A 24,967-nucleotide genomic window follows, 5' to 3' on the forward strand; every position below is an offset into this window, starting at 1 on the left:
GACCCTCAATAAAAAATTTAAATTTCAAAATCAATCGTACCCTTTTCGGTTAATTCAAAGGGGCCTGGTGTGACATCTGCATCGGGCCTCTTTGTTTCGAAAAAGTCGGAGTCAAAATGATAGGGAGTGCTGTCCGGCTCCTCAAACTTCATGTTGGCGTGATACGTCTTTCCGAGCAGGTCCGTGGTAATCAACAGGGCAGAGGCTCCCCGAAGCAATTCGGGCTCATGGATCTGAATGTGCACCTTACCTAGCGCAGGATCAATCTCAACGTTTATACCCTTCTGAGCATAGATCTTCGCATCGGATTCATGAGTACTTGGAACCGCATGGTTGAGATATACATTTCCACCCATAGCCACCGGAAGAACGGCATTGCCTATAAAGAAATCCTTCGCGGCATCGCCAAGCTCCATAAGCTCCTCTTTGGTGTATTCCCACCATTTCTTATCTTTCACATCAGGATGTTGATCGTAACCACCCAGTCCCACAGCATGCAGATAACATATGGAATTGTCCGGAACACCATCCATGACCGTCTTCCCATCCTCTCCAACGGCATCCCTTGGTTTAAGGGGAAGATGCTCAAAGAAGGTAATAGGAACAGGTTCTTTATTCGCATCGTTATCACCCAGGAAGATATTATTGTAGTATCTGTCATCGCCCCCCGTGATATTGGAGTATCCCGCCATGGCCGTCTCGTGAGGGAAGTGATATGGGGTAATACGGGTGATTTCGGAACGAACGACAAATCGGCCTGCAAATAAATTATGAGCAAATGCTCCGCCCTGAGCCATATTTCTGAAATTCATGGGCGAGAGGAATAGATTATGATCGACCATATATGGACCATGGCACACCTCAACGAAGAGGTCTTCCGAAAGATTGTCAAAAAATACATTACGGCTGATGCGAGTCCCCTGTGCCTGCCAGTCCAGCCAAAGCGCACGGTAACAGCTATACATGATATTTTCGCTGATTTGAGTATCCAGCGAAGCATGTAGCTTAATTCCCGCGACTTCAGCACCGTGTCTGAGTCGTTTGTGGTGAATATTATAAATACGGTTCTGGTATATGTGGCTGAAGGCTGCTCCCATATGACCCACAATGCCTGCCTGTTCACAATCATGAATCACATTACCTCGAACGATGTGACTACCGATGTGATCTTTATGCCAGCCGGAGCGTAATGCTCGTAAAATAACCTCCTGCTCCCGTTGAGTCCCGCCTTTACTACGCTTCTCCAAAGACTTGCTGTGACCTGTACCAATTTCGGTACCCAGACTAATACCAACGCACTTGGACTCACTGATGATATTGTTTTCAATAATCCAGCCCTTGCTCCAGTGAGGTCCAATCAAACCTTCCTGGTAGTCCGTAGGCGGGGCCCATTGAGGAGAAGCTTGACGAAGGGTGAACCCACTCACGGTGATATAGTCCAGTCCCGGTTTCTCAGGCCAGAAGCAATAAGGGCGTACATTAATTTCTACATTTTCCGTACGAGGATCTTTTCCGCCAAAATTGGCCCAGATTTTGGTTGTTATAGAACCCACTTCCGCATACCATTTTAACAGTGAATCCGCGGGATACTTGGCTTCGGGCCAAACCTTAGGATTGTTAACGCTTTCAACACTATTGCACTCATATAATGACTTGCCATCCAGATAGACATCGCCGAGATGAACCGGGAAAGGGCCGTCAAACAACCAGTCTCCACTGAGCTCGATGTCAAAGGGATTACGGACGGAAAAGATGGAATTGAGCACTTCTGTGCTCCAAACATGGTCTCCTTCAGACTTCCAGTTGGTAATCCGCTCAGCTCCTGTAATTACGACTTCCCCGTCTCCTGCGGATCGATATACGATTCTATGCTCCGCTGTTCCTCCATTCGCCGGGTTAACCCATTCCCTGTATACTCCCGCATGAACAATGACGGTATCACCAGCCATGGCATGAGCCGCAGCGCGTGATATGGTACGAAGCGGTTGATCTGCTGTTCCTTTTCCTTGATCATTCCCATGGTTGGACACATGATATTCCATAACAACTCTCCTTCTATTATAAAATGTTTGTTGTATCCCGTTATTATACTAGAAAATAAATATATTGGGAGAGATAGGAAGGTGAATGTTAGGCTAAATGGATTTTGATATAAGGTAAAATACATCCACTTCCTTATGAGGTTGTGGATTTTGCGTATTAAAGTATTTTAGCTATTGTTAAAAGCTATAACCAGCCATGTTTTTTTCATATAACATGCTATCTTTCCAATCATGCTATACTCAGTGAACCAAAAAGTTAGAAGGAGAAATAGTTATGATACCATTTCGTAATGATCATGTAGGCAGCTTTCTACGTCCTGCAAATTTAAGTCAGGCACGTGAACAATATAAATCAGGCAACATCACATATGAAGAATTAAGAGCTGTGGAAGATCAAGAGATTATTCGAATTATTGAAAAGCAGAAGGAGAATGGTGTATCTGCCGTTACGGATGGTGAATTCCGCAGAAGCTGGTGGCATTTTGATTTTCTGGGCGGCTTGGATGGTGTAGAGCTGTATGAGGAAATCGATGGGCCTCAGTTCCATAACATGCAGACTCGCAAGGGTGGGATTCGTGTTGTTGGTAAAGTAGATTTCTCGACTCATCCATTTGTTAAGGATTTTGAATTTTTGAAAAAGCATGCAGGTGACGCAGTGGCGAAACAGACCATTCCAAGTCCTAACATGCTTCTATATCGATTGGAAAATGACGCTAATATCTATACGGACCGAGAGCAATTCCTTCAGGATACGATTGCAGCGTATCAAAAAGCCATTCAAGCTTTCTATGATGCGGGATGTCGATACCTGCAATTAGATGATACCGCTTGGGCAGACCTATTCTCAGAAGCTGGCCACGATAAGCTGCGTGCCAAAGGTCTGGAACCGGCGGAAGAGTTGAAAACGATGCAGCGAATGATTAACGAAACTTTGGCTCATAAACCGACAGATTTAGTTGTGACGATGCATATTTGTCGCGGTAACTATAAATCAAACTATTTCTCAACCGGTGGTTACGAGTACGCTTCTGAAGTTATCTTTGGAGGCTTAAACGTAGATGGATTATTCCTGGAATTTGATGATGAGCGCTCAGGTGGTTTTGAGCCATTACAATATGTTAATCGAAAAGATTTGAAAATCGTGCTTGGTTTACTCACATCGAAAACAGGCGAGTTGGAGGATAAGGAACAGATTAAAGCTCGGATTGCAGAGGCAGCAACTTATGTACCACTTGAGCAACTTTGTCTGAGCCCACAATGTGGTTTCTCATCTACAGAAGAAGGCAACATTCTAACGGAAGAACAACAATGGCGTAAACTTCGGTATGTGAAGGAAATTGCAGAAGAAGTTTGGAATGAATCTATCTAAATAACGGAGGGGATGTAAAATGACGATCCAAGCAGACCAAGAGACAATTATCGTTGAAGCTTTCATTAACGGTCAAAATGTAAAATCCCTTTCGCAGTTAGCAAAAGAAAATCCAGCCAACCCAACCGAAATTGTAGGTTATTTCCCTGTCACAACGAAGGAACAAGCGGTTGAAGCGATTGAAGCGGCGGCAGGGGCTTTTAAAACATGGAAGCAGACCTCCATTGATGAACGCGTTATGATGATGCGCAAGGCGATCGAGAAGATTAGAGCAGCTGAGAATGAAATTGTACATTTGCTGTCCAGAGAGCATGGCAAGCCCCTGTATGATGCGCACGGTGAGATTTATGTTTCGTTAATGTGGATGGAGTTTGCTTGTAATGAAGTTACATCGGCTCTACAGGAAGAGATCAAAGAGCATGAGAATGGTAAAACGATTCTTTCCTATGATCCCATTGGTGTGGTGGCAGCGATTAGTCCATGGAACTATCCCATTGCTTTATCTACGATTAAGATCGCTCCTGCCTTACTTGCGGGCAACACGATTGTGCTTAAACCAAGCCCATTTGCGCCACTGGCGGCAGCGAAGGTCGCAGAGATTATTGCCAGTGAGTTCCCGGCTGGTGTAATCAATGTCGTTCATGGTGATGCCGATGTGGGCGTTGAACTGACTAGTAATCCTCTTGTTACTAAAATCGCCTTTACAGGTGGAACCGCGACCGCTAAGCATATTATCAAAGCTGCTTCGGAAACCATCAAGGATATGACGCTTGAGCTTGGTGGCAATGATGCGGCGATCTTCTTGGAAAGCTTTGATGTTCATGATGAGCGAGCCATGCGCCGGATTGTCATTTCTAATTTCTTGACAACAGGCCAGATCTGTATGATCGCCAAACGTGTGTATGTACACCGTTCTATTTATGATGAGTTTGTAGAAAAATATATAGAAGCGGCGAATCGCTGGATTCGAATTGGTGATCCCTTTGATTCAAATACGACGGTAGGCCCGGTTAATAACCTGAAGCAAAAAGATTACGTGCTTGGTTTGGTTGAAGATGCGCAAAAGCGAGGGGCTAAGGTCATCCCTCTCGGTCAAATTCTGGATCAGAAGCTGTTTGACCAAGGTTACTTCTTACAACCTACGCTTGTTTTGAATTGCGATGTTCATGATCCGATTGTGGTGGAGGAACAGTTTGGCCCTACGGTTCCGATTCTGCCATTTGACGATGAAGAGCAGGTAATTCATCTACACAATGAGAGCATATATGGATTGACGAGTTCTGTGTGGGGCAAAGAAGAGGATGCCATCTCCGTCGCACGTCAACTCGAAGCTGGAACGACCATGATCAATACCGCTGCTGTGCAGGGGCTCGACGTTCGGTTCCCTTTCGGTGGCTTCAAGCAATCGGGTATTGGCCGTGAATACGGCGCGGAAGGTATACGCACGTATACCGAAAAACATGTCATCAACGTTCCGAAGACATTGGATCTTCCTTATATCCCAGAATAAATCGTATAGAAGTTGTTCAAAAAAATTTGTCAGATCATAGGAAATAAAGAAGCCACTCCATTGATGGAGTGGCTTTGTATTCAGCTATTACACGGTGAACGACGGTTATCTTCTACCTAGTGTCTCCCAAATTCCATGGAGCCAGGAGTCAAACTCAGCATCTTTGTCGCCCTCGTAGGTATCATAGAGATCCAGACGTGTCTTTTGCAGTTTTTCCTTAAATTCCTCAAATGTATGACCTTCAGGAAGGCTTTTTTTGATCCGCAGCAAAATTTTGTTAGTCCCTTTAAACAGCTCACCTTTGTTTTTGGCAGGCATTTGTACATCTTCATCCAACTGTTTCAGCTTGAGATATGCGGCTTCACGCACCTGGAACACTTGATCATTTTTCAAAACATGCTGCAGCAACTTAATGGTAGGTTCTGTATTCCAGTTCCCCAATTCGTTCACCGCATTCAGTCTGTCTCTCCAGCTTGACGTCCGATTAGCCGCTCGTTTGAGCTCTTCAAGGTTCTCCGGTAGTTCGTTAACTGCTCCAATATCATGGTTGTTCGTCAAAATTCAATCTCCTTAATCATCGCCATCTCGGCAGAATGATGAATGTTATTTATGTGATCACTATTATAGCACGAACCTGACCAAACTACTCCTATGAAGCCGATGGGTTAGCCTTTTCCTTAATAATGCCTACCATGTACACCCAACCAATCAGTCCACATAAAACAAAACCAAACGCATACAGAGATCCGTAAATGGGAATAAAATCGAGTATGGTTAAGGAGTACATCTTTTTCAGTAACGGATAGAAGATGGAAATGATAATCACCGTGTAAAAGGCTAGGCAAGAAAGGCCTAAAAAGATGGTTGCCTTAATATCCAAAGCATTTTTCTTTAAATAAGTAAGGAGATAAGCGGTGTAAACCACAATATTACAGGCGAACAAAGTGACACCGACATATTCAATTGGCTTGGAGAAAATCATACCCATAGCAATCAAAATGGGTCCGATGATATCGATCGCAACGACCCAGGGATACCAGCTTTTCTTCGTCATGATGCGTCCCAGTGCACCAATAAAAATGGGAACGATCGCAGATGAGAAATGAAAGTGGAGCGAGCTTAACGCGTGCGTTGAAGGATTAGCTTGGAACAGGTTCAATTGATATTGATATAAGGTAAACCAAATGCCCCCGATAAAAAAATAAACGAGCCCCGCGCCAATTGCTATTTCCGCTGCTTTTCCTTTAGAGATCACAATTGTGGTCAAGCCATAGATGCCAAGCAGCATTGTGAACAGTAGCCACCCAAGGGACAGAATTCCTGGGATTGTCGTACTTTCTAACTCCCACATCTTACTACTCATTACTGAGGTTAGGGAAAGAAGCGCTGCGGGAAATTGAAGCCATTTCATAGCAGCATAAATCATTCGTTGATGTTTATTCTTTGCGTCATGGTTCAAAAGAAAAATCACAAGAGGTACAATGACGAAAGCCGCAAAAAGCAGAAATTTCTCAACAAGTTCGAATTGGAAGTAATCCAGAGAAAATATCAGAATGGTTATGATTCCACCGGGAAACACGGGTGATTTCATGAGTTGTTTCAAGGAAGTGTTCATGGGTTTTCCTTTCTAACCTAACGTTTATCGTAAGACCTGCCTGCATTCAGTTATGTAGTGTTTCTTTAGTATAGATCGGCAAGTCTCCTTCTAGTAGTCTATTATGAAACAGTGCTTTAATAAAGGAGCTGTGGAATCATATGAATAAGAACAAAATCCTATCACAGATCAATAGTAAAACTAAGCTAGGCGAATTACGAAAAATCGCGAAGAATATTAAAAAAGATCACGAACTAGCGATGGAACTTTGGTCAACCGAAGAGTTTTTGCCCAGACTATTAGCAATCTTAATTATGGATAAAAAACTTCTTTCAGAAGAGGTGCTGAATAAGCTGGACAAGGATATGCAGACTCACCCTTTTGATGAGCGAAATAACTTAATGGATTGGTTAATGGCTAATCAGCTCAGTAAAGACAAGAAGACCATTGCATTGATGGAGTCATGGGAGAATAGCCCCTCCGCTCTTCAAAGGCGAGTTTTCTGGTATTATCAAGCGCGATTGAGATGGACTGGACAAACACCGCCTGATAACACCGAGGACTTACTATCTGCAATTGAAGCTAATATTACGCAGGAAGAGCCGGAAGTTCAGTGGGCTATGAATTTCATTGCAGGCTGGATAGGTGTCTATGATCAAAAGTATCGTGCACGTTGTATTAAACTTGGTGAGAATACGGGTCTTTATAAAGATGAAATGGTATCCAAGGGCTGTACACCTCATTATTTGCCAGAGTTCATTGCGATTGAAGTTAACAAACGAATTAAAAATTAGTTATCCCTGAAAAAAGACAGAGTTTCGTCTCTAGACTGATTCGGTGAACTTACCAAGTAGTATAAAAAACGCCACAGCACCTGCATGAAGCAGAGTTGTGGCGTTTTTTTATTTAAGAATAAACCTCCTCAATAACAAGGCTTCATTCTTCCAATCCCAATAAAATTAATGCATTTTTTGTGATTCAACCAGGCAAAGGCAACTGTCATCACGTTCTTGTTCAGTTTTTGTTTAGAGTAAATGATTATACTGAAATTCGCAATAAATCTGGAGACGGGAAGAAGGTAATAAACGTTGTGATAGATCGTTTTTGAACAGTGTGGGTTGTAGACGAAGAAACACAAGAATTTTGCTGTAGCAGAGGATTACATTTTACATTTCATTTTTGTACGGAGGAAATAAGTATGAACAACGGTATTAAAAAATTCATTTCAATTGTGCTTACGGTGTGCCTAATGTTTGGGGTTAGTGGTTTGGCCCCTTTGGACGGCTCAGTGGCCAATGCGGCAATCGCCCCAACTGTGGCGGAGACGAATTACGGTCAATACCAGGTCAAGTTAACCGCTGACCCGGTGACGGATACGCCGCCTAGCGGTTTTGGTACAGCTGCATCAGACGGGCGTATCTGGACTGACAAGAGCGTCACAGCAGAAGGTGATGGCAGTTTCAATGTAAAATTGTCAGCGCTAGCACAAGAATATATGACGGCAAATTCCACCAATCCAGGTGTCGGAGGGAGCGGCAGTACTGATGGTCCTGCGGCAGATGTGACCTTCATATTGGATATGAGTTCGTCTATGGGCAATCTGAATGGGAGAGAAATAGCGGAAACAGCAGGTGGACCCGGTGTGTACTATCGTGTCGAAGCGATGGCCAAGGCTGCCAATGATGCAATCCGCACAGTCATGGATGCCAATCCCAATAACCGGGTTGCCGTTTATTGGTTTGGAGGATCGGCTAACTCCAACCACCTCGGCACGTTTATGGAACTAGGACATTACGATTTTAGTTCAGGACATGGAACGGAAGATTTTTTGAAATATGCAACGAACCAAACCATCACGGTGAACAGTAATCTGACCAAGGATGGCGGTACCGTTGGAACACAATCGGCAGTCTCGTTGGGGGCAGGAACACCAACACAGGATGGCATCATGTATGGCGTTTCGAAGACGATGAGAAATGTGGGGACCAAGGGTGCGGGACCTAAGCGTCAGCCGTATTTGTTCCTTCTATCGGACGGTGCGGCAATTCATGCTAAGAAGGCATGGTATACTTCCCCAAAAGGAAAATCATTCGAATCGGATTATAACAATGCATTAACCGAAGCTACAACGATTGCTAACTATACTCAGAGTGGAACTGATGGTAACAAATACGTACCAGCTACTGCCGGTACCAGTCTGGCCAATACAGGCGATCCGGAAATCGCTGCACTGACTATACTTACCGGAGCATATATGAAGGGTCTTTTGGATAATCAGTACACTGCATACAATGGAGGAGAAACCACTAAGGCCAAAGTGTATACAGTGGGACTTGGATCAACAACGGCAATTAACGGACCATATAGTGGTAGCCAGCCAGTCTATGCATGGGCAGGTCTTGACCCGAAAAGAGTTAACGATCATAAGGAAGACAGCAGTTATAACTATGGTACGGCAAAGAATACGTATGACAAGCTGAAAACCTATGCTGCACAGGGTCCAAATGGTTTTAACTACGCAGATTCTTTTGTATACAGTAATTATTATACATTCGCTCCAACCTATGACATTGTCAGTTCAGCTTTTGCTGGCTTGGCCAATGATGTAGAAGCTACTACGACCATACTTCCGCTTCTCAATATACCGGAGACTACCGATCTTGGCTCAGAGACAGCCGATATAGCAAGTGCAATTGTCGTTGCAGACGAAATCAGCGAAGACTTTAATGTGGATTTGTCCACGTTGAAAATCGGTGACACCGTTGCAACAGTGGATGCAACCACGACGATCAATGGCGGTACAGCGTATCAATTCGCTGGATACGGAAGTAAAGCCGTCATTAAGACAGTCGCAGGCGTTACCAATCTCACTTGGTATATCGACGCAGAAGACATGCAACCGCATATTTATCGCTTCAAGAACCGGACAAACCCACAATCGGGGGATTATAGTGCGCCTGCAGAAGGTACTTTTAAGCTCAGTTATAAAGTAAAACCGACTTTTCAGGTATCGCCAAATCAAGTCGGCGATCTATCCCGCTATCTCAACTCGGGTAATGCTATCGATGGGGCCAAAACAGCGGCTTATTTCTTCCCGCCTACGGACAGCCCTTATTATCTTGCTTTAACGAATAAGCAGACGATCTCCAAAACAGATGGAATCGGTGCATCGTACGTAACCGAGGAGTCTCTGAACCAGGGCAAGGCGACGATGAGACTTGGAAACAACGGTAGACTTGATCTGATGATGGGAATCAACAAGACAGGTCCAGCGACAGTTCAAACGAACGGTTCTATGGACTATACAGTCACCATTTATAACTATACCAATACGGCAAAAACAGGACTCAGCGTCACCAGTGACGGTCAAACTAAAACGGGAATTGATGTTCCCGCGAACGGAAGTAAAGTACTCACGTTTACTATAACGGCACCAAGCACGCAGCAGACATTAGTTAGCGATAATGCTGTAATAACGGGATTGAACCTGGGTTCCAATACAGTAACTACCAATGTAACGGATGTAACAACAGCAGTAATCACTACACATGTCATCGGAACTGTTGGTGGGACGACTGCAGGGGATAACACCTATAATATCGGTGATTCAGCGACACTTACAGCCAGCCCGGATCAAGGCTATATATTCGTGGGATGGTATGACAACACAGCAGGCACAGGTACTCCAGTGAGTACGGATTCATCCTATACGTTTACCGTTCAGACGGATGATGACTATTATGCTAAATTTGATATACTGCCTTTCGCTGAGAATGACACTTATAGTGTCTTGCGGGGAGATACGCTCACCGTTCCGGTGGCAGAGGGTATCTTATTGAACGATACAGATGCGGGGAATCGTCCACTTACGGCGGTGAAAATCGGCTCAATCAGTGATCCGACCAAAGGCGATCTTAATGTGAATTCGGATGGCTCATTTACATTCGTGGCGGATAGCGAAGCGTCTGGTAGTGTGACGTTCACCTACCAAGCTGATAATGGAATTGCCCTTTCGAATGAAGCTACGGTGACAATCACGATTACGCTACCCGTTGCTACACATGAGCCTGTGGCGGAAAATGATAATTATCGCATAAAGAGTGGGGATACACTCACCGTTCCAGTCGAGACAGGTTTGCTCTCGAATGATACGGATGATGAGGATCATCCTCTTACCGTGACAAATATCAGCTCCATCAGCGATCCAAGTATGGGCACGCTGAATGTGGACCCAGATGGATCATTCACGTTCAATGCGGAGGAGAATGCTTCCGGTAAAGTGACGTTTACGTATCAAGCGTTTGACGGAACCGTTCATTCGAGTGTAGCAACGGTGACGATCACAATTACGATGCCAATTACTACGCATGTCATTGGGAGTGTGGGCGGCACGACTTCGGGTGATGATGCTTATGGGTTTGGTGAAACAGCAACGATTACGGCTAATCCGGCTGTGGGCTATTCATTCACAGGTTGGTATGACAATGAGGAAGGTGCAGGCAGTCCAGTAAGCACAGCTGCGGCCTATTCCTTTACTGTTCATACGGCTGGAGACTATTATGCAAAATTCAAAGCGGTTCCAGCTGCCGCTAATGACAGCTACCAGGTTGTCAGAGGAAATACGCTGACTGTCCCGGCAGAACACGGATTCCTATCCAATGACACTAACGCAGGAAATGATACCCTCATTGCAGTGAATATCAGTTCGCTTAGCGATGCAAGTAAGGGTACGCTGACCGCCAGCTCGGATGGTTCATTCACGTTCGAGGCAAAAGAGGAAGCGTTCGGCAGTGTGACGTTCACCTATCAAGCTTCTGACGGAACCGGTCAGTCCAACATAGCCACGGTGACAATCACAATGACCAACCCGAGCATTGCTGGAACGGTCACGGATAAAAAAACCGGTAATCCGATATCAGGCGCAACAGTAATTCTACGTGACCTTGCAGGTAAAGAGAAGGGACAATTCACAACGGGTTCAGATGGCAAGTACACCTTTGAAGATGTTGTGATCAATAACTATATGTTAGAAGTGATTAGCGACAAGTATAGCCGCGCTCATAGAGAAGTTTCCGTATCTACGGTCAACGGCAATGGGAACGGGGTTGTTATTCAGGACTTCGAGCTTGTGGAGTTCGAAATAACGTTGACAGCCAACCCATCGTCGATACTTGGTAACGGCACATCTACATCCATCTTTAAGTCGGTAGTGACTGATAAAGAAGGTCGTCCTCAGGTAGGGATTGAAGTCGTATTTGATGTGCCAGATACAACTTATGGTCATTTTGTTGGAAACTCCAACACAGTAAGTGTCTTAACGGATGAAGATGGCATCGCAACCACAACCTTCACCGCGGCAGTTCTTGGTGGTACGGGGTCTACGTCCATACCGCTGACGGCAACGGTTGACGATAAGCCTAGAGGTCTCCATGTGAGTGACACCATCTATATTACCATCACCCCTGGTGTTATTACGGGCGTCGTTACAGACCAGGTAGGTCACCCTGTAAAAGGGGCTTTAATCAAAGTAAGCAAAGATTTTGACGGTGATGGCATTACTGATTTTTATGCTGTTGCAGTTACAGCGGGCGATGGAGCATACACCCTGGCTATACCACAGGGTAATGTGACGTACGATGTATCCATTACGAAGCAAGTAGAAATCGGCGGACAGAAAAAATCCGTCACGTTTAATCAGAGTGTTCCGGTAAACGCCAGTGTAGATGGCCGATCTTTTGAGGGGAATAAAACAGTCTCGGGTGTTGTCTTGGTGGAAACATCGCAAGGTGGATCCCTGGCACTCAACGGAACGGTGGGCGGCGGTTACACGGTTATAATCAATGACGGCAATGGGGCTCATACAGGCCAAGTTGATTCTGATGGAATTTTCAATATCGACAGTGTACTTAAGGGCAGCTACACTGCCGATGTCATCTATAACATTCCGCTTCCGGGCGGTGGAACACAACCTGTTGTAGTCGGCCATGCTGATATTGAAATTAGTTCAGACGGACAAATCAGCATTAGTGAGGTGCTCATTGACCCATACGGTACAATTACCGATTCCGTAACCGGTCGTCCAATATCCGGTGCAATCGTTACGCTTCATTACAGTAACGGAACGGTGGTCAACTTGCCACCTGTGGTCAATTTCCCACCAGCGGATAATGCAAACCCGCAGACGAGTGATGCGACAGGGCAGTATGCGTTCATGGTATTTCCGCATACGGATTACTATTTAACCGCGACCAAGGCAGGATATAAGGATTTCGACAGCAGAGTTGTGGATACGAACCAGCCGCTAATTCATGTAGGTACGGAGATCGTGCTGTACGACTTTAGCATGACGCCGCTTCCGTCATCCAACACAGGGGGCTCTCCAGTGGTAACGACTGATCCCGTCAAGCCGCCAGTCACAACGACTGAGCCTACGACAACCATAACGACCAAGCCGATCGACTTTGCCACAGCCATTCTTGTGGATAAAATGAAGGGCAGAGAAGGCGATACGCTAACCTTTACAGTGATTTACGCCAATAAAACGTTGACTGAGGCTGATGGCTTGTATGTTAAAGCTACGATCCCGGCGGGATTGAGTTTAGTTGATGCAAACGGCGGTGTTGTTACCGGCCAAGAAATCAAGTGGAATGTTGGTAAGGTGGCGGGAGACTCGCGTGGCCAATTGACGTTTAAACTAAAGGTTAACGAAATGACAGAAGGCGAGATCTATGCTCCTGTTACGGCTGTGGTCGGCTCAGATCATAAGCTTACGCTTATAAATACACAAGACGATACGTCCTTGATTAAAGTGATGTTGTACTCTAATCGTTATGAGCACAAGCATGATCGATATATTATGGGGTACCCAGACGGTAATGTGAAACCTGAAAAGCTCATCACACGTGCAGAGATTGCAGCTATTTTTGCCCGGACGCTGCATTTGCAAGATGAGGTTCGACATATCAAGCTGTACAGCGATGTCACTACAGATTACTGGGGTGCCGATTATATCGAAGCTGTCGCAAATAAAGGAATATTTAAAGGCTATGCCGATCATACATTCAGACCGGATCAGCCCATCACAAGAGCAGAGCTGGCGACAGCCATTGCACGTTATCTCGGCGTTGCAAAAGAACTGAAGATGGACCATATCTTGAGAATCAGCTCGTTTACAGATATTGAAGGGAACTGGGCAGAGCAGTCTATCGATGAAGTTTTCCGTTTCGGTATCGTATCAGGGTATAAAGATGCATCCTTCCAACCTGGAAGTCAGATTACCCGAGAGGAAGCCGTTAAGATGATTAATGGGATGCTTTACAGAGGTCCTCTGACTGGAGCAGAACCTTCATATCCGGACAACCGTTTGGACAAATGGTCATATGGACATGTCGAGGAAGCAACGAGAACCCATACGTATAAGATCAATGAAGATGGCTCCGAAACGATGATCGAGTACATCCCACAAGATCTGTGGTAATTTTTCATTGTGAACACACTCAAACTTAGTATTATGTGTATGCTATCTTAAACTCATCTGAGGGATCTAATTAGATTCCTCAGATTTTTTTTTGCTATCCGATTACGTGCACACAAATTGGGGAGTTGATCCATAACGTTAGACACAAAAAAGAGCCGCATATCATGTGGCTCTTCATCGTGTTACGTTTCTTTTTGTTCCAGTCTTTTCCCTTTTAGCGTCCGCCTGTATTCGAAGCCCAGACAGGAATCCAACTGTTCGGATAATTGCTATTGGTCAGTGTTGTGTTATAGAGAACTAAATTCCCATCACTTTGCATGACCAGGGTGTCACCCGTTGTGTTAGCTGGTAAGCTGCTACCGTGATGACCTGGAATCCATGAGGTGGTGTTGGGAGACCAAGCAGCTACTTGAACAGAAGTATCAATCATCAAAACTTTATCCCATCCCCAACCGGTATAATATTCGAATTTTCCTGTAGCTGGGTTGAAACCATAGCGATAGCCATATTGGTACACATCTTGATATTTCATGCCATATTTATACATGACAGGTTTCCCGTATTGTGGTTCAAACTTGAACGAAAGAGCTCCACTGTTACTGGTACCGCTACTCCAAAGAGAAGAACCATTCTGATAGATGACAAAATTCCCGTCATTCTGCCAAATGGCTGAAAATCTGCCATCTTGGGAAGTGAGATAGTCTCCCTTAGCCATACTTTGGCCGATCGTGAGCTTATCTCCAAGATAGCCGGCAGAAGCGGTCGCGGGTACGGCAAATGCAAGAATCAACAAGCAAGCCAAAAAAACTCGAAAAGATTTGGGGAAAAATAGATTATTCATTGGACACACTCCTATATTCCTTAGAATGGTTGAGGCTTCATACGTAATACCATAAACCCTTACAGATCATGCATATGGCGACGCAGTGTTCGGTCAGGAGTGGTGAAAGAGCAATCAACACATCCACCAATGATAATTAAAGGGAAATCAGATATACAGCGCTCTCCGGTTCACCTCCTTTAATAGACAAAATTAGTTGCATCAATGAGCTATATGTAAATGGATGTGTTACCTAGAGTGGAGGGGTGAGAGCTCGATGGAAACTTGTATTCAGTGGACTATGTATGTGAACGCTTAAAATATATTACTTTTTATTCCATTATAGCAACTAAAAAGATAAAATACATTATTTTCTATGAAAATCTATCTATTCAATAGAGGAAGACATCAATGAATACTGCTACTAGTTTCGGTCTCGACTTACGGTTCGTAGTTTCTGCTTGGGAAATGATTTATTTTTAATTGTGGGTATAGGAATTCGAACGTATGTGTCGAATTGATTAGATTAAATTTGAAGTATTTAAAAGGGATTTTATTTTATTGAGTAGTCCAGAGAGCGTTAAGAGGAGGAGCATATGTATTTAAGGAAGAAGATTGGAATTATTGTTCTGGTGGTATCTCTAATGGCAGGATTGTTGTATCTCAAAGCATCAGATAAGGTGTATGCTGCGGCTCCAACATCAACAATTTCGATTGAATATGCGCTGCTGGGAATTGGCACCACCGCAAAGGTATTCTTTACGTTCTCGGAACCGGTACAAGGGTTGGACAATGGAGACTTAACTGTTCCGGAGAGCGGCACACTGACTGCACCGGTCTCATCGGATGGAGGTTATACGTGGACGGCAACTCTCACACCTAAACTAGATATTACAGATGCGACCAACGTCATAATCCTGAACAACGAAGGTGTGATGAATCTAGGCGGTATTGTAGGTGTGGGCACGTCTACTTCGAGTAATTATACTATTGATACATTAAGACCGACAGCAGCCATTGTCGTAGCCGATACGGTACTTACCGCTGGGGAGACATCACTGATCACCATCGCATTTTCCGAAGCAGTGACCGGCTTTAGCGTTGACGACCTAATAGTAGAGAATGGTACGGTGAGTGGCCTTAGTTCCTCCAATGGAGGTGTAACATGGACCGCGACATTAACGCCAGCTATTGGTATCACCGATGCAACCAACATTATCACGCTTGATAATACGGGCATTAGTGATCTTGCGGGCAATACGGGCTCGGGGACAACGCCTTCGACTAATTATGAGATCTATACTGCTTGGCCAACGGCAACGATTGTCGTAGCCGATACAACGTTGAATATTGGCAAGACGTCTGATGTGACCTTCACCTTCTCTGAAGCAGTGACCGGTTTTACGCTTGCAGACCTTGAGATGATGAATGGAACCATTACCAATCTGGCTACGAACGATAATATTACGTATACAGCAAAATTGACCCCTACAGCCGGCATCACTGCGGGAACGAACAAGATTACACTCCATAATACGGGTGTAGTGAATCAAAGCGGCATAACAGGTGTAGGTACAACGGATTCCAATAACTTCGCCATTGATACGGTCAGACCGACAGCAACCATTAACGTCGCCGATATGATCCTGACTGCCGGCAAGACATCAGAGGTCACCTTTACGTTTTCGGAAGCAATTACTGGCTTTACCAATGAGGACCTGACCGTTGCAAACGGCACGCTGAGTGCTCTGCATACATCTGATGAGGGGATTACATGGACTGCGACATTGATACCAACTGTAGGAATTGATGGTGGGACCAATGTCATCACGCTTGATAATTCGGGTATTAGCGATATTGCAGGCAACGCAGGTACGGGAACTACTACTTCGAATAATTACGCGGTCTATACCTCCCGACCAACGGCAACGATTGTTGTAGCTGATGGAACGCTTACTCTTGGCAAAACATCCTTGGTAACAATCACATTCTCTGAGGCAGTGTCAGGTTTTGATAACGCAGATCTAACGATTGCAAGCGGTACACTGACTACTGTTCGTTCAACCGATGGGGGAGTGACGTGGACAGCAACGTTAACCCCGCAAGCGAATGTGAGCAAATCGGTCAATGTCATCACCCTTCAAAATACGGGAGTGTCCAATGGTGCGGGTAACGCAGGAGAGGGAATAACGGAGTCAAATCCGTACTCTGTTTTTACTGTACAGCCGGTACAAACAACAAGTCCGAGCAGTCTTTCTGCACCAATCGCCCCGATAGACAATACAGTCAAATCAACAACGGGTAAAATAACCGTTCCGATTGGTAAGTCAGGGTTGGTTAGCCTGGGCAAAGAGATTGAAATCTCAATTCCAGCAGGGGCATCATCTCGCGAGCTGACATTATCCATTGATAAAGTTTCCAATACGGAACCTTTGCTAACACATAAAGAAATTTTGGCCAGCCCGGTATTTGAACTTCTGAAGAATTTTACGGAGAACTTCCTCATACCGGTAAAACTGACATTTACATTTGATTCAACAGGTCTTGAGCGTCATCATTCGGCAGCTGTTTTTTATTTTGATGAAGTGAACAAGACATGGGAGAAAGTAGATGGAGGTATTATTCAAGGAAATCAAATCACAGTCGAGGTCAATCATTTCACGAAGTATGCTGTTCTTGTTGTTGATCAAACTAGCGGAAAGCCCATCTTGAATAGTCCAGTTGAACCGACGAAGGAATCTGGCTTTAGCGATATCTCGGGACATTGGGCTGAAGCAAGAATTCAACAAGCTTTAAGCAAGGGTATAATTACCGGTTATCCGGATGGAACGTTCAATCCGGGTAAGAACGTCACACGTGCCGAGTTCTCAGTCATGCTGATGAGCGCATTGAATTCACAAAAAGCAGGAGCAGATCTGGTATTCTCAGATAAAACTGAAATCGGATCATGGGCCAAATTGGCAGTCTCGCAAGCAGTGCAAGAGGGCATTCTTAGCGGTTATCCAGACGACACGTTCCGGCCGAATGCCAATATCGCACGTGTCGAGATGGCCATGATGGTTGCGAAAGCGCTCAAGGTACCTACAACAGGCAATGCTACAATATTTTTTTCAGATGAAAAATCTATTCCTGTATGGGCAAAAACCTCTGTGGCAGCGTTGAAGGAACTTGGCCTTGTCGAAGGAATGGGAAACAACAATTTCATACCTAAATCACCAACCACCAGAGCAGAGGCCGTCGTTCTATTAATGAACATGTTAGAGCATAAAAGAATCGTAGTTAACTGAGCAATATCTCAATCTCTATAGAGTTGAAAGTAAAGGCACCCTGCGGGGTGTCTTTAAGTTTAGTCAGTAGTAAACATACCTCTCCTCTATCAATCTCCCAAATATTTTTACATACATTTAATATTTTCTATGACTTTTCTGAATTGAACTATGGTAAAATATCTCAGGATCGATAATTGGAGAGGGGTTATGTAATTCATGTCTTGGAAAAACGTTCTGGGCAAAAGCACAATTCGTATCGCTACTACTGCACTATTACTCACACAACTACTGGGGGCAACAGGTTCAGTCTCTGCCGCAGGCAATGATGTAGAAGTACACTTGATTGGAATCAATGATTTTCACGGTCAGTTAGATACGACATCGATCGTTGGTGATAAAAAGGCAGGATCGGCTCCAATTCTAGCAACCTACCTGAAAGAAGCTCAAGCCAAATATGAAAACTCCCTACTCTTCCATAATGGAGATTCTGTTGGTGCATCGGCTCCGGTTTCATCTATGGATCGCGACGAGCCTACCATGGAATGGATGAATATGATGGGATTTGATGTAGCATCCCTGGGGAATCATGAATTTGACCAAGGTGTTGCTGCTTTGAAGGCACAGATCTTTGGTGGCCTGGATCCAAAAGAAGGTAAGGTAACACATGCTGGTGCAAAATTTGATTACGTTAATGCAAACGTCATTGAAACGGCTACCGGAAAAACACTGATCAAGCCTTATGTAATCAAAGAAGTAGGCGGAGTCAAAATTGGATTCATCGGACTAGTGACCAAATCAACACCTGCCAAAGTATCCCCATCGGGTACAGCTGGTGTGCGGTTCTTAAGTCCGGAAGAAGAAGTTGAAGCCGTTAATAAATATGCAAAAGAATTGCAAGATCAAGGTGTAGAAACGATCATCGTGTTGGCACATGATCCAGCAACCACCAAAGAAGGCGTAACGACTGGAGAAGCAGCTGATCTGGCAAAAGCTTTACCAGCAGATTCCCCTGTTGACGTGATCGTTGCAGGTGACAATCATGCTTTGGCTAACGGTGAAGTGAACGGAAAGCTGATCGTTCAAGCGTATTCTTATGGTACGGCTTTTGAAGATATCAAGCTGATGATTGATCCTTCGACAGGAGATGTAACTGAAAAATCAGCTACGGTTACAACGACTTTCCAAGAGGGTGTAAAAGAAGACCCTGAAACATTGGCAATTATCAAAAAATCATTGGACAAGCACCCTGAACTGACGAAGCCAGTGGGTACAACAGATGGTTCTGTTTTGCGTACAGATGCCTACAATAATGAAGCGCCTCTAGGCAACCTGATCGCAGATGCAATGCGTGATGCTGACTTTGGGGATAAATCAAGCGCTGCTGACTTTGCATTTATGAATCCAGGTGGGATTCGTGCCGATTTGCCAAAAGGTGATGTAACCTTTGCTGATCTTGCGAAAATTCAACCATTCGGTAATACATTAGTGAAACTGGAGCTGACTGGCGAACAGGTTAAAACCTTGTTGCAACAGCAATGGGGTACCAATGCTGACGGTACACCAAACACCAAGACACTACAAATCTCGGGTTTGAAATATGCTGCAGACTTCAACAAGCCTGTTGCAGAGCGCATTACGGGCCTTAGTCTGGAAGACGGCACAGCCATTGATCCTGCAAAAACATATACGGCTGTAGTTAACAACTTCATGGCTGCAGGCGGAGACAACTATAAAGTGCTGCTGGATGCTAAATCATCCTTGGCAGGTCCGATCGATCTGGATGTATTCTACGATTACATTGTCAAAACATTTAAAGGCGGTAACATTGAAGCCAAAAATGAAGGACGTATCACTAACGTGGCTGCATCTACTGAACCGACAGAAACACCTGCGACTTCAGAAGTCATTTCTCGTGCTGAATTTGTAAGTGCGCTGGTGGATATGTTGAAATTAAATGAAGTAACTACAGCACCTGCATTCAAGGATGTAGCGGCTGATGCGGCCTATGCAGATGCGATTGCTGAAGCTACGCATGCTGGATTCATCCAGGGCTACGGTGGAAACTTCTATCCTGATCGGGATATCACACGCGAGGAAGCTGCTACAATTCTTGCTAAATTGGTAAAAGGTCAAGCTACCGATAAAGAGACTGCTACGATTATTGCTAGTTTCGAAGATGGTACTTCCGTGTCTGCCTATGCAATGAAGCCTATGGCAAAACTGATTAATAAAGGTATTCTTGGTGGAACAGATCAAAAATCACTTCAACCAAAAGAAGGCCTTACTACTAATGATGCCAAAGCATTAATTGAAAAAACAGTTGCAGCTAAAGCTTCATAATGTTGAACTTCATGTATTCATAATAAATATCAATTAAATAAACGACGAGGTCCCTTAGAAGAAGGGACCTCGTCGTTTTTAAGTTTATTCGTGAGAATAAGTTATAATTTTTTCCAGCCATTGAATGATTAACATCTCGCGTAGAATTGCATAATCCAACACCAGATAATCTCCAAAATGCTCACTATCCGCAGAAGGAATTTGACTATACCTTTCTTTGTTATGTTGAAGATGTGTTAGTCGTTCCTGATGTTGAATCAGTTGATGATCCACAAGCTGTAATCGGGTTGCAGCATCAAGATGATGAGAGAAATACATTCGAAGCCGAAATACGTCTTTGGGCGTGGGTTCAATAGGCTCTTCTTTTTTCAACCATTGAACAAAGTCAAGCTTGCCTTTTTCCGTAATGGAATACAACTTTTTCTCCAGAATTTCTCCACTAATTTGTATCTCGTATACAATCAGTTCCTCGCTCAACAATTTTTTCAACTCAGGATATATCTGACTGTGCTTTGCAGTCCAAAATTCACCCAAATCCTTACTAAACTCTTTGCCTATATCGTAACCAGTCATGGGTTCCTTAGACAACAAACCTAATATTGCATATTTTAAAGTTCTCATAAGGCTCACCTTCTCTAGATAAATACGTATGAATCTTATAATTATAACATAACTAGCGAGTGAACCTTAATATAGATACAGATTTAAACTAACACGTTAATCAATACATATAAATGTGTACATGTTTTTATTGATATGATTTTTTGCCTGTGTTACTATTTAACTCGAAAGATAGTGAATTAATTCACAATATAAACATGAGGGAGAAAAGATCTCAGTGGAACTGACAAAAAAGAGATGGATTATTCTGATTGCAAGCTGTTTTATCAATCTGTGTATCGGCTCTATTTACGCATGGAGTGTATTTGCTGCACCAATGGCAGAGTATTTGAGCGGCATTACAGGACGTCTTTTAACTCCGGGGGATTTAGCTATTGCCTTTACAATCTGCAACTCGGTAGGGCCAATTACGATGATTTCAGGTGGATGGATTAATGACAGGTTTGGGCCGAAGAAAGTCATTTTGATTGGAGGCTTGTTGTTTGGGGGCGGCATGATTCTGTCGGGATTTGCAACGTCTGTAGGATTTCTGGTGTTTGCTTATGGGATCGTACTCGGCTTGGGAACAGGGATGGTTTATGGGTGCACAATTAGTAACTCAATCAAGTTTTTCCCGGACAAACGCGGACTAGTCGGCGGTGTAACAACGGCTGCGTATGGATTAAGTTCTGTTATTATTCCTCCGATTGCCAATGCTTTTATCAGTAATTCTGGGGTAACCTCCGCATTCTTTATTACGGGTACTTCATTTCTTATCATTGTATGTGCAGCATCTTTCTTTATTGAGAAATGCCCATCCGATTTTGTTCCGTCAGGCTGGACGCCTAAAACTGTCAACGTTAATTCATCTTTAAAAGCAGATAAGAACTGGAAGGGGATGCTAGCAAGCCCGCTATTTTACGTCATGATTCTGATATTAATAAGCGGAGCTTTTGCTGGTCTAATGTGTACGTCGCAAGCATCACCTATAGCTCAGAAAATGGTAGGTCTTTCTGCCGCTGCTGCGACAACCGTTGTTTCTGTCTTGGCTCTGTTTAACACGGGGGGACGCATCCTTGCGGGATATATTTCCGATAAAATTGGTCGAATTAATACGCTGGCCGTCGCATCGCTTTTATCGGTAGCAGGACTCATCTTTTTGTATTTATCAGGTGGTAGCAATGTTGTGACATTTTATATCGGCATATCTGCCATTGGATTGAGCTTTGGCTCCCTGATGGGAGTATTCCCCGGATTTACAGCCGATCAGTTTGGAACCAAAAATAATAGTGTGAACTATGGAATCATGTTTATCGGGTTTGCAATAGCAGGATATTTCGGGCCTTCGATTATGAGAAATGTATTCAGTGCAGATGGGAGTTATCAAAGAGCCTTTGTCATTGCAGCCATTCTGGGGATGTCCGGATTTATTCTCACCTTTGTATATAAGTGGGTCGTCAAGTATCAGGTGAGAGCAGCTCATAAGAATCAGAAGGTCATCATCTAAATTTACGATATATCAGCTATAAAGAAGGAGTATGAGACCATGCAAAGAAAATACCCGAACCTGTGTAAACCTATTACTATTGGCAATGTGACATTTCGAAATCGGATGTTTGGCTGTATCATCTGGAGAGCCCCTTTTCCTTTTTCCATATGGAGTCTGGATGAGGTAGACGATGCTCTATCATTTACTCCAGGTTGATCGACAAAAGGGTGTTTCTATGATAGGGTTGAGGCATCCCAAAGGCATTCTACTCTTTCGAGTAGAGTGCCTTCATGTATATTATGGGAGCTTACATTAAATGTATTTTAAATTCAATTGGATCGGTTATGGAGGTGGTGATGCTATGTTTCTCTCTTTAGCCCCAACAGGGGATGGTTGGATGAGTATGAAAAATGTGAAAATATCATTTAATAAAGAGGAGCGAACATAGCATGACTACTACTTTTCAAGCGGAGAACCGCATTCCATTAAATTCTTCTAGACTTAGGGATCTACGTAAATCCGGGCGTTTGCCAGGCGTTGTCTTTGGCAGAAATACGGAGAATCAGATGATTCATATTCCAACAATAGAATTTCAAAAATGGTTGAAGCAAGGAGCGTCTGGTTTTATTGAATTGCAGTTTGAAGACAAAGACGCATTGACCGTATTGTTGGAAGACCTCCAACGTGATCCGGTTACTCGAGATTTGCTTCATGTGGACTTTCAACAGGTGCAAACGAATGAGATCATGCGCACGAAAATCCCTGTCAAGTTCAACGGCACACCGATCGGCACAAAACAGGGCGGAGTCGTGCAAGTTCAATTAGCTTCTATTGAAGTGGAGGCATTACCGCGGCACTTGCCAACGTCGATTGAATTTGACATTAGTACGATGGAACTTGGAGAAACGCTACATGTAAGTGACGCAGCATTTGATACCGATGTAACAGTGATCTCTGAGGGAAATGAGTCTCTTCTCTCTGTAGTTAAACCTTAACATTTCCGAATATGATCTAGCTAAATAAATCAACAATAGCCGTACAGGTAATAATCCTGTACGGCTAATTTGTGCTTTCATTCGCAAAAATCAGGTGTAAAGTAGGTAGACTCAGGACAGGCGACCACTATAATGGAAATAAGATACATTTAGAGGGCGGTGGGCGAAAAGAAATGGACAAATTAAAGAACAGCGGATTCTATAAACTGAAGTTCTTCATAACTCCTGAAGAGTTGAAAGGTCTTTTACAGCTTTTCGAGCAGAGACAGGTGCAATTCCATCATACCAATGCTGCCCGGACAGAGCATGATTATAGTCAGGTGTATGAGGCGTATCAGACATTCTATCAGTATTATGTTACAGGAGAAAAGAGAAACGATATTCATCCCTTCTTTATATACTCCATTTCTGTTGCGTTCAATCAAGAAAGTTCAGGATTTTTTGTGAGAAATGAAGGTGTTTCTTTCCCATATTACGGACAATGGGCAGAGGATGAACTGCCGTGCATCATGCTTTCATTTCCGAAAGGCTTTCAAGTTAATTTGGAAGATGAAAAAGGAAAGTATTATATATATGAGGATATCCGTGATCATATGCCGCTGACCTATGCGTTTTTCGATGAAATAAGAGACTCTATCAAAAAAATAACAAAGCCGCTTCGCTTCTCGGCACAGGACACAGATGCGATGAAGGAACAGAAGCCCTCTGTGCGTATAAGCCATGATGCAATGCAAGAATTGAGCCAATCCTGGATTTTTAATAAATATGGACTTGTGATTCATGGCAAATAGGAGGGGGCCGAAATGATGTTTGCCTTAAAGATCATCTCTACCTGGATACTGCTCGCTATCTCATGTTCAGCAATATGGTGGAGCTTCAAAACCGAAAAGCTGATAACCATCTCATGGTTGGCATCTCTGCTACCGGCTATTTTCCAGCTCGCTACCGCATTCCGGGTCGGTCCAGGCAAAGCGAAGTCACTCATCGTGTTCGGCTGCATCAATCTGGTGTTCGCTGCCCTAGTGGGTGCGGGTGTGTGGTATCTAGTCCAAATAGCCAATTCATATCGAAGTGGTCGATGATTGAAGAATGGAAGGGAGAACCCTAATCATGGATTCAATACAAGAAATAGAGACACTGGCCATAGAGATCGCCTTACGCCTGAATCGGGCGGAATCTCCGGCTATGCAAGTATGGTTGTCGGAGGAGGCAGAATAGGAAGCATACACAGTTGGGAACGCTGACAGTCTACTATGTTCCGTTTCGACTCAGTTGGCTCGATAAGTAATCACAGATCTATAATTCTCGAATCACCTTTGTACAGAAAAGGTGGTTTTTTTGTGTTTGACCTGCCTTCTTACTAGTGTTTTTCACTTATAAATGAGTACATATAGTGATATAACTTTTTTACCAGTAGGTTACAAATTTGCTCGTTTACTGACCACCCTTTCGATGTTATACT

The 24,967-nt window shown here is 43.9% G+C and carries 15 protein-coding genes; 10 read left to right on the forward strand and 5 right to left on the reverse strand.

Annotation, left to right across the window (positions count from 1 at the left end; genetic code table 11):
* Window positions 1-17: 17 nt before the first annotated feature.
* Entirely contained in the window at window positions 18-2,042 is a 2,025-nt protein-coding gene (locus MHH93_RS17095; RefSeq protein ID WP_500054962.1) for a right-handed parallel beta-helix repeat-containing protein, read from the reverse strand.
* A gap of 274 nt (window positions 2,043-2,316) precedes the next feature.
* On the opposite strand from MHH93_RS17095, the gene MHH93_RS17100 reads away from it, so the two are divergent.
* Both MHH93_RS17100 and MHH93_RS17105 read left to right on the forward strand, forming a co-directional pair.
* Complete coding sequence (locus MHH93_RS17100; RefSeq protein ID WP_500054963.1) at window positions 2,317-3,411, forward strand: 5-methyltetrahydropteroyltriglutamate--homocysteine S-methyltransferase; 1,095 nt, start codon at window positions 2,317-2,319, stop codon at window positions 3,409-3,411.
* 19 nt (window positions 3,412-3,430) lie between these two features.
* Window positions 3,431-4,921 carry an aldehyde dehydrogenase family protein gene (locus MHH93_RS17105; RefSeq protein ID WP_500054964.1) on the forward strand — a complete coding sequence of 497 codons (1,491 nt, stop codon included), beginning with the start codon at window positions 3,431-3,433 and terminating at the stop codon, window positions 4,919-4,921.
* Window positions 4,922-5,026: 105 nt separating this feature from the next.
* Here MHH93_RS17105 and MHH93_RS17110 read toward each other — a convergent pair whose 3' ends face one another.
* Both MHH93_RS17110 and MHH93_RS17115 read right to left on the reverse strand, forming a co-directional pair.
* Entirely contained in the window at window positions 5,027-5,479 is a 453-nt protein-coding gene (locus MHH93_RS17110; RefSeq protein WP_440390899.1) for a HEAT repeat domain-containing protein, read from the reverse strand.
* A gap of 91 nt (window positions 5,480-5,570) precedes the next feature.
* Window positions 5,571-6,536: a YndJ family transporter gene (locus MHH93_RS17115; RefSeq protein WP_500054965.1), complete on the reverse strand. Its 966-nt coding sequence runs from the start codon at window positions 6,534-6,536 to the stop codon at window positions 5,571-5,573.
* 140 nt (window positions 6,537-6,676) lie between these two features.
* Here MHH93_RS17115 and MHH93_RS17120 point away from each other — a divergent pair, with 140 nt between their 5' ends.
* Window positions 6,677-7,309 (forward strand): DNA alkylation repair protein, encoded by a 633-nt coding sequence (locus MHH93_RS17120; protein ID WP_500054966.1) that lies wholly within the window; start codon window positions 6,677-6,679, stop codon window positions 7,307-7,309.
* Between the two features lie 404 nt (window positions 7,310-7,713).
* On the forward strand, window positions 7,714-13,992 hold the full coding sequence (locus tag MHH93_RS17125) for a cadherin-like domain-containing protein (RefSeq protein ID WP_500054967.1): 6,279 nt from the start codon (window positions 7,714-7,716) through the stop codon (window positions 13,990-13,992).
* A gap of 214 nt (window positions 13,993-14,206) precedes the next feature.
* On the opposite strand, the gene MHH93_RS17130 is transcribed toward MHH93_RS17125, so the two are convergent.
* Window positions 14,207-14,833 (reverse strand): hypothetical protein, encoded by a 627-nt coding sequence (locus MHH93_RS17130; protein ID WP_500054968.1) that lies wholly within the window; start codon window positions 14,831-14,833, stop codon window positions 14,207-14,209.
* A gap of 575 nt (window positions 14,834-15,408) precedes the next feature.
* Here MHH93_RS17130 and MHH93_RS17135 point away from each other — a divergent pair.
* Entirely contained in the window at window positions 15,409-18,099 is a 2,691-nt protein-coding gene (locus MHH93_RS17135) for an Ig-like domain-containing protein (protein ID WP_500054969.1), read from the forward strand.
* A 198-nt stretch (window positions 18,100-18,297) separates the two neighbouring features.
* On the forward strand, window positions 18,298-20,421 hold the full coding sequence (locus MHH93_RS17140; RefSeq protein WP_500054970.1) for a bifunctional metallophosphatase/5'-nucleotidase: 2,124 nt from the start codon (window positions 18,298-18,300) through the stop codon (window positions 20,419-20,421).
* An 84-nt stretch (window positions 20,422-20,505) separates the two neighbouring features.
* On the opposite strand, the gene MHH93_RS17145 is transcribed toward MHH93_RS17140, so the two are convergent.
* Window positions 20,506-21,042 carry a PadR family transcriptional regulator gene (locus MHH93_RS17145; RefSeq protein ID WP_500054971.1) on the reverse strand — a complete coding sequence of 179 codons (537 nt, stop codon included), beginning with the start codon at window positions 21,040-21,042 and terminating at the stop codon, window positions 20,506-20,508.
* A gap of 217 nt (window positions 21,043-21,259) precedes the next feature.
* Between MHH93_RS17145 and MHH93_RS17150 the strand changes: the two genes are divergently transcribed.
* The 4 genes from MHH93_RS17150 (at window position 21,260) to MHH93_RS17165 (ending at window position 24,587) form a co-directional block, all read left to right on the forward strand.
* Window positions 21,260-22,528, forward strand: a complete 1,269-nt coding sequence (locus tag MHH93_RS17150) for an L-lactate MFS transporter (RefSeq protein ID WP_500054972.1) — start codon at window positions 21,260-21,262, stop codon at window positions 22,526-22,528.
* 431 nt (window positions 22,529-22,959) lie between these two features.
* The gene (locus tag MHH93_RS17155) at window positions 22,960-23,505 is read left to right on the forward strand and encodes a 50S ribosomal protein L25 (protein ID WP_500054973.1); all 546 of its coding nucleotides are present in this window, start codon (window positions 22,960-22,962) and stop codon (window positions 23,503-23,505) included.
* Window positions 23,506-23,576: 71 nt separating this feature from the next.
* Window positions 23,577-24,296, forward strand: a complete 720-nt coding sequence (locus MHH93_RS17160; protein ID WP_500054974.1) for a hypothetical protein — start codon at window positions 23,577-23,579, stop codon at window positions 24,294-24,296.
* A gap of 12 nt (window positions 24,297-24,308) precedes the next feature.
* Window positions 24,309-24,587: a hypothetical protein gene (locus MHH93_RS17165; RefSeq protein WP_500054975.1), complete on the forward strand. Its 279-nt coding sequence runs from the start codon at window positions 24,309-24,311 to the stop codon at window positions 24,585-24,587.
* Window positions 24,588-24,967 lie beyond the last annotated feature (380 nt).

Origin of the sequence: Priestia sp. FSL H7-0729 (assembly GCF_038005685.1) — a bacterium.
In the GTDB taxonomy this organism is placed as follows: Bacteria; Bacillota; Bacilli; order Paenibacillales; family Paenibacillaceae; genus Paenibacillus.